The organism is Paenibacillus sp. FSL H8-0260, from assembly GCF_045040625.1.
Classification (GTDB): Bacteria; Bacillota; Bacilli; order Paenibacillales; family Paenibacillaceae; genus Paenibacillus_AQ; species Paenibacillus_AQ odorifer.
Map to the genome: position 1 here is coordinate 4,304,853 of NZ_CP150298.1, position 15,086 is coordinate 4,319,938.

Consider the following 15,086-nt stretch of genomic DNA (forward strand, 5'->3'; position numbering starts at 1 on the left):
ACTCGTAAAAAGAATGGCATTATTTCTGCAAGAGACATTGTGTAAATCTATAAGACTAAGCTTATATTTACCTATATGCCATACAAAGGAACCCAGAATAGTGTAACATGTTTTTAAAACGCTTACCTTAAATATATTCATGATTTGTACACATTTTTTCGCTTGATTTCATGCCGGAATGCGAACGATCGCATTGACTCCTTACTACGCTTACTTTTTACTATCTTGGATATTAGCTTCGTGAACACGATTCAGTAAGTCTTTAAACTGATCAAGTAGCTCTATGGATTCATTATTTGTCAGTGTCGTTTCTTCCATCATTTTGCCGGGAATACACACGGCATCACTTTGGAGTGCCCAGCCTTGTTTCGTTAGTGAGATTAATACTTTTCGCTCATCCTGCATCGAGCGTTCACGTATAATTAGGCCTGCAGCTTGCAAGCGTTTCAATAACGGAGTCAGCGTTCCTGAATCCAAAAATAACGCCTCACCAATCTCTTTCACTGTACATTGCTGCCGTTCCCATAACACAAGCATTACTAAGTATTGGGAGTAAGTTAAACCGATCTTATCCAAATACGGTTGGTACAGCTTTGTAATCTCACGCGAGCAAGCATAAATGGTAAAACAGAGCTGATTCTCGATCAGCAGCTCTGGGGTTGTAGTCATTTTCTGCATATCTTCTTCACTCATTTTCATATTTATTCACCCGCCTTATCTCTTTATTTTATCATAATTCCCTCATATATCATAATAATAGCAAAAAATTAATTTGACTTTTATATTAATTGTGATAAATTAGATTGTACACAAACTAATTAGTGAATAGGAGAGATTTATTATGATGACAATTCAACAAAAGATGTATGAAACCACAGTTAAAGCCGTTGGGGGAAGAAACGGTTATATAGAATCAGAAAGCCCTAAACTCAACCTTACGATCAGTACACCACGCGAAATGGGTGGTGCCGGTGGTGAAGGCACTAATCCTGAACAATTATTCGCAGCTGGCTACTCCGCTTGTTTTGACAGTGCTCTGAACATGGTTGCTCGTCTTGGAAAAGTGAAGATTGAAGGCAGTGAAGTTACGGCTACTGTAAGCTTTGGTAAAGTTGAAGATGGCGGATTCGGCATTGCGGTTAAGCTTGACGTGCTGGTTAAAGGCGTTGACAGAGAAACCGCAGCATCTTTGGTAGAAGCTGCCCATGGCGCATGTCCTTACTCCCGTGCCACTCGTGGCAATATCGAAGTAGAACTGAATGTACTGTAAGAAATTATAGAGAAAAATGTATGTGAAATTTGCTAAACGATCTAACCTTCGTTTGAATACGTGGCATTTCACATTCGAAGTCGCTAACGGACACAGTTGATCTTAAACGCAACTTAATCCCATATTTGGGATGCTATCGGACCTCATAGCAGCTATTGGAATGAAAACCACTCAATATAACCTTCTTCCGAAGGAATAGCGTCTCCAGAGTCCGAATCTACGCTCCAAGGGCTAAAAACTTGCAAACAACGTCCTCAAGGTCCGTTCCGTAAGCATCAGAGCATAATAATGGTTCGGCGATGCTCGTCACTACCGGTCCATAGTATAGAGCAGCGATTCTCATTAACGGGAATCGCTGCTCTTTTATCTTTATTCCTCCACTAATACCTGTCGATCCAGATTACGGTATTGCACAGCTTCCGCGAGATGTGCAGAAGAAATATCCTGTGCACCCTCCAGATCAGCTATGGTACGGGATAGCTTAATAATCCGATCATGCGCTCGCATGCTTAGACCTAAATTCTCCAATATGTCATACAGTATTTGAGCACTCTCACGGTTTAGGCTTGCATATTTCCGAAGGGAAGCACCGGAAAGTTCGCTGTTCCATGAAATCGCCAGTCGTTTGTAACGTTTAGCTTGGATGGCCTGAGCAGCCAACACCTCCGCACGCATCTCTGCTGACGATAAAACATGCCCCTGCCGATTCCATTCCTTCGGGCGGGGAACATCAACCTGTAAGTCGATCCGATCCAATAATGGACCGGATATTTTGGCTCGATATTGGGCAATCCTTGATGGACTACAGGTACAATTTTGCTGGGAGATACCGCTTCCAAAAAAGCCGCAGCTGCACGGATTCATCGATGCAGCGAGCATGAATTTGGCAGGAAAAGTAAAGGAAGCCCGGGCACGACTTATAGTAACCACCCCATCTTCGAGGGGCTGTCGCAACACTTCAAGCACATTCCGGGAGAATTCAGGCAATTCATCCAGAAACAGAATACCTCGATGCGCAAGACTTACCTCACCTGGCTTGGGAATACCGCCCCCTCCAATTAATCCGGCAGAAGATATCGTGTGGTGTGGAGAACGAAATGGACGACTTCGCAGCAAACCGTTGTGTGCATCCTTCAAATTTCCAGCCGCACTAAAAATTTTGGTTACCTCAAGTGCCTCACTGTCCGACAATTGCGGAAGGATACTGGGAAGGCGTTTGATCAGCATCGTTTTGCCTGTGCCAGGTGGACCGATGAGCATAATATTATGCATCCCTGCAGCCGCGATAGTTAGTGCTCTTTTCACATGTTGCTGTCCAAGCACATCACTGTAATCATCCATTATTTCATTCGCTTCGGAAGAAGCAGCCTCAGAATCAGAATATTTAGGGTTATATTTGAGATGCTCAACAGAAAGAACAAGCACCGGAGGTTGTTCTTTTGCCCCCATCCCCATACTCACGGATACAGGAAAAGGAAGTAGTGATCCTTCAGATTCTTCTAGAGGAACTAGCTTATCTATAATCGGACCAAAGCTAGCCACAGATTCAGCAGCATTCGCTAACGCTTGCAAATGGTCGATGGTATAAACATTTATGCCACTGATTAAAGCGGCTTCTGCCGCATTGCCTTGCGGGAGCAGAACGGCTTTAAACCCGCTTTTACGCGCTGCTTCAACCATCGGCAACACACCCGAAACCGGACGCAGACTGCCGTCGAGCGCAAGCTCTCCAATCAAAAGCATCTCTTGAGCTGAAGGCATAATCAACTGGCCACTAGTTATCAGTATCCCTAAAGCAATCGCTAGATCAAAAGCGGAACCTTCTTTACGCAGGTCAGCTGGAGCAAGATTGATCGTAATACGCTGCTGTGGATAGCGGTAACCGCAATTTTTAACGGCAGCCCTAACTCGTTCAACAGCCTCGCGAATCGCTGAATCTGGTAAGCCAATGATATTCGTCTGCGGCAGTCCATTTGCAAGATCGATTTCCACACCAATCATTACCCCTTCAATCCCATACAGACACGCGCTAAACATTTTCCCATACATAATAAAAACACCTCATCTCCTGAATTACACCCTAATTTGGGGTGTCATAGCTTCAAGAAAAAAGGTGCTTCCTTATTTTCCAATTATATATTAGCTGTTAAGTACATTATAGAAGTTGTGTCCTAACGCAATCTGTGAGCAATTTATCTTTAGAATAAGAAATTCAAGTTTTACATAAAAGCGAAAGCACATCTCTAAAGACCTACATCAATCTCCTTCTTTAACTACGACCGAGTCCCTAATCTGCTCAAAAGTCAACGGTTTATAGTTCCAATGCTCTACACAAATGTTAAAATGATTGTTTCCCTCATATTTTTGCCCATGAATATGGCCGTGCACATTTACGTAAGGCATATGTTTATTCATGTACATAGGCTCATGTGAGAGGAAAAAGAAATCCTTATAAATCAAAGGATATTCACTAACCTCATCAAAACCTGCATCAAGCCACCAACTTCGGCTGCGGCCGCGATCATGATTGCCAAGAATCAGGATTTTGTATCCATGCAGCCTGGCCACAATCGCACGAGTTGCCTCCTTATTCAGAAAAGAAAAGTCTCCCAAATGAAATACTTTGTCTTCCGGATTCACTACCGAATTCCAACTTTCAATCATAACTTCATTCATTTGCTCTACATCGTTGAAGGGTCTGGATTCAAAATCAATGATCAACTTATGCCCAAAATGATGATCTGATGTGAAAAAAACCTTAGCCATGTGCACCCTCCTTTTGTTCCTATTCTAATGACAGTATGTATGAAAAAAGCTCCGACTACCCATAAACCCTAGGAAATTCGGAGCCCCGAGGACTTTTCCGCCTAATTTCTCACGAAATTATACGTATCATTCTATGTCATGAGGCGATGACGGAATACCTCTTTATTGTTAATGTTACTTTTCCCAGTCGCGCCGCTTACTCGAACGTTTATTAACATCACTCTGAATCAGTTCAGCTAAAGGAGGCGCCTCCTCATTGTCAATGAGCCAGCCACGCATCTCCTTGATCGCTTCCACCTGTCCATTGCCTTTGTCACGCCATGTAAGCAGTTCAATAACTCTAATTACAAGCGCTAAGAGACTGCTATTGCTGTTTTGCGACTTTTCAGCCCGGATTTTTTGAAATAACGCTTCATTTTCCCAATCTATTAATATTTCCTCCGCTATAGTGGGCCGCATTACCGTGAAGGTCTTATTGCAATTATCGCAACAGACGACAGATATTGGCTCTGCTTTAAATTTCACTTCAATCTTCTGCTGGCAATATTGGCATGTAAAACTAACCTGCATTTCAGAAGGTTTATTCTTCACTAGACAGCCCTCCTCATGATGACATTAAAAAGTTACTCCTAATGTTTACCCATTTCTTTTGAGAAATGACCCACAGTGCGGAAGGTATGTAAAGACTTTTTTATCAGAACAGCAGCAAATTCATAAAGAATCGCATGAGAAAATAGAGTTACTCTTAAAACGCCTCGCGAATATGACTAAGTGAAGCTAGGCTAAGATCGTCATTTAACAAGACGCTAATTACATCAAAAGAAACCCGCCGTTCCTCATAACCCTTCATATGCAAATAAACCTGTGTTGTACTCCGAACCTGGTTTATTTTGCGAGCATTCACCGATTCTTCTGGAGTTCCCTGAAGCAGCTCTCCACTGCGGCTACGAACTTCGACAACAACAATACAGTCTTCACGCTCCGCAATGATATCAAGCTCTCCAGTACGACAACGCCAATTCCGTTCCAATATCATATACCCGCTAGAAGATAGGTACTGCACAGCTCCGTTCTCTGCAGCAGTTCCTTTCTCTTTGCGGTTATAGTGCTTTCTTACATAGGGCTCTTTCATTCTTGTCCCCGTTCACCAGCGGAACGATCGCTCTGATACACAAAGCTGAGGATTTCCGCCACCAGCTGATAGAGCTCAGACGGAATCTGTTGGTCCAGATCAAGCTTTGAAAGAACCTCCACGAGGGCTGCATCTTCCTGAACAGCAACCCCGCTCTCCTTAGCCTTTTGCAGAATAAGGTCTGCTATCGCGCCTTGTCCCTTGGCTACTACGACAGGAGCCTCGTTTTGTCCGGGACTATATTTGAGAGCGACCGCTTTTTTGAGCCCTTGTGAAATTGGCTGTACAGGCTCATTCATATACGGTAATCCACTCCTTTGTAAGCCTCAGGAACATAATCAACAAACTTATTAGTATTGGAGCCAGCAAGCTCTTTAGGCAAATTCAATTCTGGCAAGGGTTCGGTTCTTAAACCTGATAATTGATAACCGATGGATTCTACTGCAGTTTTTATATCTTCACGCCGCGTCTCCAGCAGCTCAAGCACCCACGGATGATCATTATGAAGCTTAAGACTAACGATTCGATCTACAACCTGCACATCTACCAATGTCTGCCCTAGCTGCTTCATGTCCAAATCGAACCACAATCGACAGTTAGCTGCATCCAACTCCCCTTTGCGGCCCCGCCTGGACTGGATATGAACCGATGCAGTTTCCTGCCCATCTGGACCTTGCAGCGGCAAGAACAATGTAACCTGCGCGAAGGGAGCAGTCCGATCTGTATTCAGCAGCAGCTGTTGGCCTGTCAGCTGCTGCACTAGCCCGCTCGCGGCATCTTTTACCGCGGGCGGCACCTCGCTGCTGCTCATAAGCTGCAGCAGCACGCCCTTCAGCGTGTCGGCAGCTTGCTCCCCGCCGACACTGCCTAGCGCGGCTGCAGCTGTCCCCGCTGCCGCTCGCGCTGTCTCCGCGGCCGGCAAAGCGCCGCCGCGCACGGCCTGCTGCTCGTGCTCCGCACCGAGCAGCTTCAACACCCGCCCCACCCACGACTCCGCATCCGCGGGTGGGGCGGTGTCTGGCTGCACCGGCGAAGCCGCAGCAGCCGTGGTCTCCCCGCGCGGCGCTGCCGGCGCGGGGGCAGGATCTTGTCCCGCCGCGTCAGCGGGCGGGACGTTCGCGAGCTGCGGCATGCTGCCGCGCAGCTCGGTGAGCACGCCCTGCAGCTTCGCGAGCAGGGCAGCCCCGCTAGGCGCAGCAGCTTGGCTTCCCGCAGCAGCTTGGCTATCTGCACCTGCTGATCCAGTGGCGCTTGTAATCGCGCCACTGACACTACCCTGCGCTCTATCTTTATTTAGACTCATTTCATTGCCATGAGTTTCGCTCTGATTAGAACTATTTTGATTGCTTACAATTCCGTCCCCTTGCGTGTTAGCAGCACTACTCTGAGTTCCTGAAGCAAGCGTAGAAGTTATTTTCCCAGTCAAAGGTTCACCAGTATTTCCACTCTTCGAGAGCTGAGCTACCTCACCAGCCTCTTCGGGGACCACTGGCTTGGCAGTTACAATACCGGTTTCATTCTCAGGAGTTTCAGCTGTACTTGCAGCTGCACTTCCTGATATTTCTGATTTCACTGAATTCAAAGGAATTATTGGTTCATCAGAAATAACTCCGGCTCCCGTTGCCCCTCCTGTTGCAGCAGCACTTCCGCTTGTAGTAGTAACACCAGCACTACCTTCAGCAGGTTTACTTACAGGTTGTCCAGTTCCTTTAACCGCCACCTGGTCCATTTCCGCATCAGCATCACCTGCTGATACCGCTTCCCCGTTAATCACAGCGCCCGTACCTGTCGTTACAGGAGCATTCAGCTTTCCGGTTGGGGTACCCATTCCAGTTTTAGCTTCGGCTGTTGTTGTTTCTTCACCGGCGACTTGACCTGCCCAAATCGTAATCTGTTCTTCGAGCGCTGACAAAAGCTGATGAAGCTGCGGACCAAAAACTGCCTGCTGCAATCCTTTCACACTTTCAGGGGTAACCGGCAAGCCCCGCTTTACAGAAATGACAGCTGCATCAAGCCACTCTGAGGTCGGCACGCCCGCAGGTTTCGCACTCATTACAGCATCCAGAATCGCCGCTGTCTCTTTGGTAAGCGGAATACCACCCGACTGCATCGCCAACACAATTTCCCGACCCGCTTTGGAGTCAGTAAGCCCAAGCGATTCCAATGCCTCGCCCATGTTTTGCGGGGTGGCTAACACCGTTTCGCCGAGGGAGACCGGCTTCAATACGGGCAATCCGCCTTCTCCGGGTGCTCCAACCTGTAAGTTCAGGGTCTCTCCTGGCAGTAGTGGTGTTTCCAACTCCGCACGAACAGGTGTGCCTTGAATCTGCACAACGGCTTCTTTTCCCGAATCCGATACAGACAATACAACACCACGTACAACCTGCCCTTCCTTCAATTCCAAAGACTTGGCTGCTCCCGGTTTATTATCCCCGAGCAATCCACGGATCAATGTTCCGATATTCATACCGTTTCTCCTCCCTCCATTTTCTCTCTTCTTACTATATCGGTATTAATCCGACTTTTTTGAGCGGTGAATTCATCCAAGCTTAAACGCCTTTGGCGTCTTTTATATTCTGATATTTCTAAAAAAGGGTTTGCTGTTCAGCAAGAATCTTCCCAATAAAGCTGCGCCGATGCATAGGTGTCGGACCTAACGCCGTAATTTGTTCCCTGTGAAACTTGGTCGCATAACCTTTATGTATCGCAATCCCATAATCAGGGTATAATTCCTCCCACACCCCTTCACACAGTCTATCTCTTGTTACTTTAGCTATAATCGAAGCTGCCGCAATGGACTGGCTGTTTGCATCTCCTTTTATGATCGCCTGCTGCGGCAACGGAAGATCAACTTTTTCAGCATCGATTAACATATAGTCCGGGGTATGACTAAGACCTTCTACCGCTTTTTTCATCGCCAGACGAGAAGCCTGTTTAATATTAATTTCATCAATCATGCGGGAATCCACATAACCTACACCAATAGCTATCGCCTGCTCCATAATAATCTCGAATAAGGCATCTCTTTTTTTCGCTGTAAGCTTCTTAGAGTCGTTGACGCCATCAATAATAAGCCCTTCCGGCAAAATCACCGCTGCTGCAACAACATCCCCAAACAAACAACCTCTGCCTACTTCATCTACGCCGGCTATACGGCGATAAGACTGTTCCCAGCCCTCTTTTTCATAACTCAACATATCTATCGTACTCACGATCTGTCACCGCCAATTATAAATTATTCTATAAACTACATAAGTCAGCTTACCATAGTAAAGCTCACATGGTCATGTACAAATAACCACTCCAATTTGATCCAAATCAGCAAAAAAAGAGCCCCCCGAAAATTTCCGGATGGCTCTTCCATACCCATTCATTTAAACGCCTTTAAGGTGTTTCCAGCGTAAAACGACCAAGCTTACCTGCCCGCAGCTCATGCAGCAAAGCACGTGAAGCTTTTTCCAGATCAACACGTCCACCGCTAATCAGACAACCGCGTTTGCGGCCCACGGCTTCCATAACTGCAACGATCTCATCAGGGTTCTCAAGATCCTCAGGAAGCTTCTCAATACCAAAGCGTTCTTGAAATCTGGAACCATAATCCTTGACCAAATACTTCACTGCATAAAAAGCAATGTCCTCAATGTTCAGGATTTCTTCTTTGATCGCACCCGTCACGGCCAAGCGGTAACCCACGTCTTGATCCTCAAACTTCGGCCATAAGATACCAGGAGTATCCAGAAGCTCCAGATTACCTCCTGTTTTAATCCACTGCTGGCCCTTAGTAACCCCCGGGCGATCACCCGTAGCAGCGATACTCTTACCAGCCATTCGATTAATCAGCGTTGATTTACCGACGTTAGGAATACCGACGATCAATGCGCGCATAGCCCGTGGGTTCATTCCCCTTGCGATCTGCCGATCAATCTTTTCCTTCAACAGCAGCTTGACCTGCTCCGGAATCTCCTTAACGCCTGTTCCAGTAGATGCGTCCACAGGATGGGCAACATGCCCTTGTTCCTTAAAGTACGCCAGCCACTTCCGAGTAATTTCCGGATCCGCCAGATCCGCTTTGTTCAAAATAATTAATCTCGGCTTGTCCCGCAAAATATCGTCAATCATCGGATTGCGGCTGGAAAGCGGCAGACGGGAATCGAGCAACTCTATAACAACATCAATCAGCTTCAGCTTATCCTCGATTTGCCGCCTAGCCTTCGTCATATGACCAGGAAACCAATGAATGGCCATTGCCGTCACCTCCTTTGACTTCTGTCAACTTAATGGTTAATCAGTGTAATATCTTTTATCGGCCAGAAGATTAAATCTGCACGACCCACAATATCACCCAGCGGCACATAGCCAATCATCCGGCTGTCTGTACTATCCGAGCGATTATCCCCCATAACGAAAATATGTCCTTCTGGTACAGTACCATCCGTGAATTTTTCATTTGGAAAATCTTTATTATTATACAGAGCGTTGTTACTATGCGCAGCATCAATAGCGCCTTGGATGTAAGTCTCGTTAACAACCTCACCGTTAACTGTAACTACATCTCCTTCTACTTTCACAGTATCTCCAGCCACACCAATTACACGTTTAATAAAATCTCTGCCTTCAGATGGCACGTGGAATACAATAACCTCACCCCGCTGCGGAGATCTTATATCGTATAAAATTTCATTAACGATAACACGTTCTCCCGTATGGAAATTAGGCTGCATGGAAGGTCCATCTACAATAAAAGGCTTGAATAAAAGCCAGCGAATCAGTATAACCAGAACTAAAGCAATCGCAATGGCCTTGACCCATTCCAGCACTTCATTTTTCTGTTTACGTGGGTTCTGCTCGCTTGATTCCAAAGTTTCGCTTTGTTCCTGCTGCATAGTTCACCGTCCTCTCTTAATACTACTCTTACTATACAACACAAAAAAACTCCTGCCAAAAACCCCTCCACAGATACTCCTTCAGGAGGCCTTTTCGGAGAAGCTTATCCCCAAGCGTATATGTCACACGCATTGTATACCAAGCTAAAACGCCCTCAGCGTCCTTTTAAGGACGGTATGCGTTTATGCGAGAAATATAAGAATAATGTATAACGTAAAACTTATGCTTTTCTTATATTTTCAAAAAAAAATAAAGCGAAAGGGGCTTGAACTCAAGCCCCTCTCCTCTGTCACTATTCTAGCGACGAATTTCTTTAATTCTCGCTGCTTTACCACGTAGTTCACGAAGGTAATAAAGCTTAGCACGACGCACTTTACCACGACGAGCCACTTCGATTTTTTCGAGTTTAGGCGAGTTGATTGGGAATGTTCTTTCCACACCAACACCGTAAGAAATTTTACGAACCGTAAAAGTCTCACTGATTCCACCGCCACGACGTTTGATTACAACGCCTTCGAACAACTGGATACGCTCACGAGTTCCCTCGATAACTTTTACATGCACCTTCAAAGTGTCACCCGGACGAAAACTAGGGATATCTTTACGAAGTTGCTCTTGCGTAATAGCTTGTAGGATATTCATTAAGGACTTCCTCCTTCCGTACAGGTGTTCTTGCCTCTTCCGGAGAGATCTGAGCTCTCCCTCATTATCCGCAGCGGACCACCGTATTCCACACAACAGAGTTAATAATATCATAAAGGACGGGCTAATACAACTTATTTTTCTATTTTATAACGGTAACATATCTCTTTTTTTTGCCTTAGACTGGCAGTCTTTACACAAGCCGACCACGGTTCCATTGTCTTGAGCATAGAAGATCAACTTCCCATTCTTCTTCTTGCAAGAAGAGCAAGGTTGCTCCCCTGGACTCTGTTTGGCTTTGCGATGACTATCCATTGAGATCACATTACTGCTAGTTGTGCGCAAAGGATCGCTTGAGCTGCTTGTTTTCTTTTTCTGAACGATATAATACCCAACACCCAGCGCTAGCAAGACAAGCAAAATAACTACATATTTCATCTGGCTCCCTCCGCTCTTCATGATTTACTTGAGGTAAGAAAATAAAAAGACCGCCCTGTGATGCAAGTAAGGCAACGGTCTATATCGTATTCGCAAACTAGCCTTAGCACATCTCACTATAAAAAGCGCTTTTCAGTAGCTGCTGAAGATTATATATGAGAGCATCTTCGCTCTTTTTATATGTACCCTTACCCATTTTAATGTGAGCGTAAGATCTATATTTCATTTTAGCACAATTGAAATTTGAAGTGTAGTGAACACTTTTTAAATACCTAGTCTTTGGTCCAGTATATTAACCCGCCTACAGCCGTTTTTACAATAAATCCCCATAGGCTATACTTACAGAAGTACGTACATAACGTAGCGCTTAGGGAAGAACACATATACCCAAAAATAAGGAGGATTTTATTCAATGAAAAAGAGTAATACAACTAGCGTAATGGCAGCTGTAGCCGTCTTGTCCATCGTACTTCTGGCAGGATGCACAGAATTACCGGGTAGGCAATCCGCTAATAATGAATTAGGAAAGAATATTACTGAAGATGTGCAGCAAAATATTGGTGAGGCTGTGAAGCAAGAGCTGGGTAAAGCCGCTGCAAGCGTGGAGCAGGCCGTTCAGGATACAGCTACCAAGGTGGTCGACGAAGTTAAAGCAAACAGCATTAGCAAAGAACTATCCTTATCTAAAGAGATCGGCTCTGCTTCAGTGCTTAGCATGAACAATGCAGTGGGAGAACTAGAGGTTACATCAACTACGGGTGATCAAATTAATGTGAGTGCGACAATCTTAGCCCATAACGGCTCCGCTCATAAAGCTGACCGCCAGAAAATTTTGGATGACGCTGAGATTTCAATAGACGTTAGTGGCGATACTCTGAAGGTATCTACAAATTCCAAATCAAATCCGAAGAAGGATTTATGGACTTGGGCTCAAGACAAATACGGTTATTCAGATTTTAGCATTAACTATACCATTAAGATCCCCACCCGTATGGATGAATATCAAATCACCAATAATGTCGGGCAAATTCGTCTCCGCAATCTGGACGGAAATTACCGCATCGTCAGCAACGTTGGAGCTATTGATATCGAAGGAGCTAACATCACCGGTAAGTCCACTCTAGAGTCTAATACAGGAAGCATACGTATGGATATAGCCGGAATGAAGAGTGATAGCCGTCTTAAAGCGACAACAAATGTAGGTAGCCTCAATGCTGTTCTAGCCGATGGTGTGAAATGTAGCTTGGTGGCTAAAAGTGATCTAGGCCAGATCACCGGGGTTGAGGGTGGCAAACGTGATGTTAACGGAGGAGGTCCTTTGTTATCCTTAAGCTCAGATATAGGTGCAATTACAGTAGAGTAACCAACCACTAAAAACAGACCGTCCGGATTAGCGGACGGTCTGTTTTTGCATCATCATATCAGATTAATGCAATAGCCAACAGCGTGAACAAGCTGAGAGTTAAAATATTGTCAGCAGCATAAGGGTAACCAAAAAATGCAGAAGTCTGCACAGGTCCATTGGATCCTGTTCTTAAGTAAACATTATATCTGTCCACATCTGTAATCACACCTTCATGCTGTCTGCCATCAGTAGTCAGGATACGTACCCTTCTATTCTTACAACGTAAGCAATTATAATAAGCCTCCACTAGTGTACTCCTCCTCATTCGTAATGATATACTCTATGGTGAGGAGTACAGGTCGGTAACGGCTAAGTTACATAGGTCATTTGTTTGGATCGATATTTACTTTCCGTTCTCTGCATTTTTTGTATTCCCAAAGGTTATATATAAGGAAAGACATATTTTCGGCTTGTTATCCGTACCATCCTATCCATTCAAGGAGGCCAATCGAATGAATGTAGCACGTAAACAGTTTATTAAGGAAGGCGTACTGCGTATTACCATCTTTATTATTTTATCATCGCTTACCTATACCGTTCGCAACTATGCATGGGCAGTTACTGTTCTCGTATGTTTTGCGCTTTACGCTCTACTTACAGGAGTATATCGCCTCTTTCGCAAAGAGTAGAATGCGCCTCCACGAATTTTTATAGTTAACCAAACGCCCCCTTTCCAAAGAGTTTTTAATTCTCCTTGAAGAGGGGGCGTTTACATTCTGATCAGAATCACAGGGTTTGACCTCTTAGTAGAGCACAATAAAACCATTAGATGTAGTGAACTTTCGTTCGCTATACTCTAATGGTTTTATTGGACTTGCTTATTCATACTTAATTATTAATCTTATATGTTCAAGCTTTAAAGGGCGAATGGGAATTACGATTTGCGATTTGTATAATAATCGATAATATCATTCACGGTGCGGAGCGGCTCCGCATCTTTGTGGATCGTGTCCACGCTAGGCTTGAATTCTTCACGCGTCTTCGTAGTCACTTCAGTTCATTCCTTTCAATAGTTAAGCTTGCTGCATCGTAAGCTGCATATAGTATTACGCCACCTCTATCTATTACCCCAAATAGAAGAGTTCAACGCACCTATGCTAATTTGTTTTGGAAATTACGCAAAAAAATACGAGATTATAGCCCTTCTTATACTTAAGTAAACATAACAAAAACGCCTCCTTAACGTAAGATACGTTAAAAAGACGTAAAATATGCCTGTTTTATTAAAATTTTACTCCGGCTTGATTTCATTTTTCAGACGTTCCAGTGTTTTCTTGTCTTTCAATGTTAGTTCTGCACTTTCGAGCAAATCAGGTCTACGTTCAAGTGTACGCTGTAACGCTTGCTCTCTCCGCCATACTTCGATGTTGGCGTGATGGCCACTCAGCAACATATCTGGTACCTTCCAGCCGCGAAATTCAGCGGGTCGAGTGTAGTGAGGATACTCCAACAGCCCTGTACTGAACGAATCCGTGATCGCAGAGGTTTCATTTCCAAGCGCCCCTGGCTGTAGCCGAACTACTGAATCAATAACCGTCAGTGCTGGTAGTTCTCCACCCGTTAACACGTAATCGCCAATCGACAGTTCATCTGTAACCAGATGCTCCCGTATCCGCTCATCGTAGCCCTCATAATGACCACATATAAAGATTAGATGCTGCTCTTGTGCCAGTTCCTCAGCAATCTTCTGATTATAGGTCTTTCCTTGTGGGCACATAAGAATGATGCGCGGCTTCACAGAGGAAGGCGACGGGACTGCAGATTCAGAACCATTCTCCAAAGGACTAGCCTCGATCCCCAATACATGTTCTACCGCTGCAAAGATCGGGTCAGGCTTTAGTACCATACCCCCGCCCCCGCCATACGGTGTATCATCCACACTGTTGTGCTTATTTCCTGAGAAATCACGAAAGTTCACAGCATTCAAAGATACAATCCCTTTTTCGCGTGCCTTACCAAGAATACTTGTGCTAAATACGCCTTCGCACATCTCCGGAAAGAGCGTTAGCACATCAATTCTGATCATGGCAATAGTCCTTCCATTAAGTGAACCGTAATTCGTTTGGCCTCAATGTCCACGTTCAGCACTACATCGTTAATTACAGGGATAAGGATGTCTTGACCTTTAGCAGGCTTAACAACCCACACGTCATTTGCACCTGGCTGTAAAATTTCCGTAATTGTGCCAAGCGGTTCACTTCCAGCATCATCCGTATAAACTTCACAGCCAACGATTTGGTGGAAGTAATATTCGTTCTCTGGCAGATCAACCAGATCATTACTTGGCACCTTAAGCAAACTTCCCTTATACTTTTCCACTTCGTTAATATTGGTATATCCCTTAAGCTTAACGATAAACATACCCTTATGCTCTCGAGCGGATTCTACAGTCACTTCGAATTTTGCACTGCCATCCGCAGGAATGACGAACAGCTTCTTGTCTTTAGCGAAACGAACCTCAGGAAAATCGGTATGGGATAATACTTTAATCTCCCCGCGAATTCCATGTGTATTCACAAGCCGGCCTACGGTTAATTCTTCCGTCATAT

General features: G+C 44.9%; 18 protein-coding genes. 3 read left to right on the plus strand and 15 right to left on the minus strand.

The features are described from left to right. Positions 1-210: 210 nt before the first annotated feature. Entirely contained in the window at positions 211-699 is a 489-nt protein-coding gene (locus tag MHI51_RS19125; protein ID WP_235219564.1) for a MarR family winged helix-turn-helix transcriptional regulator, read from the minus strand. Positions 700-841: 142 nt separating this feature from the next. On the opposite strand from MHI51_RS19125, the gene MHI51_RS19130 reads away from it, so the two are divergent. Beyond that, positions 842-1,270 (plus strand): organic hydroperoxide resistance protein, encoded by a 429-nt coding sequence (locus MHI51_RS19130; protein WP_036688575.1) that lies wholly within the window; start codon positions 842-844, stop codon positions 1,268-1,270. A 369-nt stretch (positions 1,271-1,639) separates the two neighbouring features. Here the strand turns inward: MHI51_RS19130 and MHI51_RS19135 are convergent, their stop codons facing one another. The 11 genes from MHI51_RS19135 to MHI51_RS19185 form a co-directional block, all read right to left on the minus strand. Then, positions 1,640-3,319 (minus strand): YifB family Mg chelatase-like AAA ATPase, encoded by a 1,680-nt coding sequence (locus tag MHI51_RS19135; protein WP_248548844.1) that lies wholly within the window; start codon positions 3,317-3,319, stop codon positions 1,640-1,642. A 207-nt stretch (positions 3,320-3,526) separates the two neighbouring features. Continuing rightward, entirely contained in the window at positions 3,527-4,036 is a 510-nt protein-coding gene (locus MHI51_RS19140; RefSeq protein ID WP_076127089.1) for a metallophosphoesterase, read from the minus strand. Between the two features lie 174 nt (positions 4,037-4,210). Further along, positions 4,211-4,627 (minus strand): hypothetical protein, encoded by a 417-nt coding sequence (locus tag MHI51_RS19145; RefSeq protein WP_051491578.1) that lies wholly within the window; start codon positions 4,625-4,627, stop codon positions 4,211-4,213. A gap of 154 nt (positions 4,628-4,781) precedes the next feature. Continuing rightward, entirely contained in the window at positions 4,782-5,168 is a 387-nt protein-coding gene (locus MHI51_RS19150) for a YraN family protein (RefSeq protein ID WP_076127091.1), read from the minus strand. Beyond that, entirely contained in the window at positions 5,165-5,467 is a 303-nt protein-coding gene (locus tag MHI51_RS19155) for an EscU/YscU/HrcU family type III secretion system export apparatus switch protein (protein WP_038571992.1), read from the minus strand. Before MHI51_RS19155 ends, MHI51_RS19150 begins: the two co-directional genes overlap by 4 nt. Further along, positions 5,464-7,635, minus strand: coding sequence for a hypothetical protein (locus MHI51_RS19160; protein WP_076218230.1), 2,172 nt, complete (start codon positions 7,633-7,635; stop codon positions 5,464-5,466). Before MHI51_RS19160 ends, MHI51_RS19155 begins: the two co-directional genes overlap by 4 nt. A 118-nt stretch (positions 7,636-7,753) precedes the next feature. Next, positions 7,754-8,365 carry a ribonuclease HII gene (locus MHI51_RS19165; RefSeq protein WP_076218244.1) on the minus strand — a complete coding sequence of 204 codons (612 nt, stop codon included), beginning with the start codon at positions 8,363-8,365 and terminating at the stop codon, positions 7,754-7,756. Positions 8,366-8,552: 187 nt separating this feature from the next. Then, positions 8,553-9,413 (minus strand): ribosome biogenesis GTPase YlqF, encoded by an 861-nt coding sequence (gene ylqF / locus MHI51_RS19170; RefSeq protein ID WP_036688587.1) that lies wholly within the window; start codon positions 9,411-9,413, stop codon positions 8,553-8,555. Positions 9,414-9,442: 29 nt separating this feature from the next. After that, positions 9,443-10,051 carry a signal peptidase I gene (gene lepB / locus MHI51_RS19175; protein ID WP_036688589.1) on the minus strand — a complete coding sequence of 203 codons (609 nt, stop codon included), beginning with the start codon at positions 10,049-10,051 and terminating at the stop codon, positions 9,443-9,445. A gap of 298 nt (positions 10,052-10,349) precedes the next feature. Then, positions 10,350-10,694: a 50S ribosomal protein L19 gene (gene rplS / locus MHI51_RS19180; protein ID WP_036688590.1), complete on the minus strand. Its 345-nt coding sequence runs from the start codon at positions 10,692-10,694 to the stop codon at positions 10,350-10,352. Positions 10,695-10,841: 147 nt separating this feature from the next. After that, positions 10,842-11,132 (minus strand): hypothetical protein, encoded by a 291-nt coding sequence (locus tag MHI51_RS19185; RefSeq protein ID WP_051491579.1) that lies wholly within the window; start codon positions 11,130-11,132, stop codon positions 10,842-10,844. A 412-nt stretch (positions 11,133-11,544) separates the two neighbouring features. Between MHI51_RS19185 and MHI51_RS19190 the strand changes: the two genes are divergently transcribed. Continuing rightward, on the plus strand, positions 11,545-12,495 hold the full coding sequence (locus MHI51_RS19190) for a hypothetical protein (protein ID WP_076218231.1): 951 nt from the start codon (positions 11,545-11,547) through the stop codon (positions 12,493-12,495). Positions 12,496-12,553: 58 nt separating this feature from the next. Here MHI51_RS19190 and MHI51_RS19195 read toward each other — a convergent pair whose 3' ends face one another. After that, positions 12,554-12,784 (minus strand): hypothetical protein, encoded by a 231-nt coding sequence (locus tag MHI51_RS19195; protein ID WP_036688596.1) that lies wholly within the window; start codon positions 12,782-12,784, stop codon positions 12,554-12,556. Between the two features lie 205 nt (positions 12,785-12,989). Between MHI51_RS19195 and MHI51_RS19200 the strand changes: the two genes are divergently transcribed. Then, positions 12,990-13,166: a hypothetical protein gene (locus tag MHI51_RS19200; RefSeq protein ID WP_155288145.1), complete on the plus strand. Its 177-nt coding sequence runs from the start codon at positions 12,990-12,992 to the stop codon at positions 13,164-13,166. 602 nt (positions 13,167-13,768) lie between these two features. Here MHI51_RS19200 and trmD read toward each other — a convergent pair. Together trmD and rimM are read right to left on the minus strand one after the other, a co-directional pair. Then, positions 13,769-14,560, minus strand: coding sequence for a tRNA (guanosine(37)-N1)-methyltransferase TrmD (trmD, locus tag MHI51_RS19205; RefSeq protein WP_036689109.1), 792 nt, complete (start codon positions 14,558-14,560; stop codon positions 13,769-13,771). Beyond that, positions 14,560-15,084 (minus strand): ribosome maturation factor RimM, encoded by a 525-nt coding sequence (gene rimM / locus MHI51_RS19210; RefSeq protein WP_036688599.1) that lies wholly within the window; start codon positions 15,082-15,084, stop codon positions 14,560-14,562. Before rimM ends, trmD begins: the two co-directional genes overlap by 1 nt. Positions 15,085-15,086 lie beyond the last annotated feature (2 nt).

Coding starts and splice junctions, on each gene's coding strand:
- MHI51_RS19140 (WP_076127089.1), bottom strand. CDS start 4,036: ATGGCTAAGGTTTTTTTCACATCAGATCATCATTTTGGGCATAAGTTG.
- MHI51_RS19125 (WP_235219564.1), bottom strand. CDS start 699: ATGAAAATGAGTGAAGAAGATATGCAGAAAATGACTACAACCCCAGAG.
- MHI51_RS19135 (WP_248548844.1), bottom strand. CDS start 3,319: ATGTATGGGAAAATGTTTAGCGCGTGTCTGTATGGGATTGAAGGGGTA.
- MHI51_RS19150 (WP_076127091.1), bottom strand. CDS start 5,168: ATGAAAGAGCCCTATGTAAGAAAGCACTATAACCGCAAAGAGAAAGGA.
- MHI51_RS19155 (WP_038571992.1), bottom strand. CDS start 5,467: ATGAATGAGCCTGTACAGCCAATTTCACAAGGGCTCAAAAAAGCGGTC.
- MHI51_RS19160 (WP_076218230.1), bottom strand. CDS start 7,635: ATGAATATCGGAACATTGATCCGTGGATTGCTCGGGGATAATAAACCG.
- MHI51_RS19130 (WP_036688575.1), top strand. CDS start 842: ATGATGACAATTCAACAAAAGATGTATGAAACCACAGTTAAAGCCGTT.
- MHI51_RS19200 (WP_155288145.1), top strand. CDS start 12,990: ATGAATGTAGCACGTAAACAGTTTATTAAGGAAGGCGTACTGCGTATT.
- lepB (WP_036688589.1), bottom strand. CDS start 10,051: ATGCAGCAGGAACAAAGCGAAACTTTGGAATCAAGCGAGCAGAACCCA.
- MHI51_RS19165 (WP_076218244.1), bottom strand. CDS start 8,365: ATGTTGAGTTATGAAAAAGAGGGCTGGGAACAGTCTTATCGCCGTATA.
- rimM (WP_036688599.1), bottom strand. CDS start 15,084: ATGACGGAAGAATTAACCGTAGGCCGGCTTGTGAATACACATGGAATT.
- MHI51_RS19190 (WP_076218231.1), top strand. CDS start 11,545: ATGAAAAAGAGTAATACAACTAGCGTAATGGCAGCTGTAGCCGTCTTG.
- MHI51_RS19185 (WP_051491579.1), bottom strand. CDS start 11,132: ATGAAATATGTAGTTATTTTGCTTGTCTTGCTAGCGCTGGGTGTTGGG.
- ylqF (WP_036688587.1), bottom strand. CDS start 9,413: ATGGCCATTCATTGGTTTCCTGGTCATATGACGAAGGCTAGGCGGCAA.
- rplS (WP_036688590.1), bottom strand. CDS start 10,694: ATGAATATCCTACAAGCTATTACGCAAGAGCAACTTCGTAAAGATATC.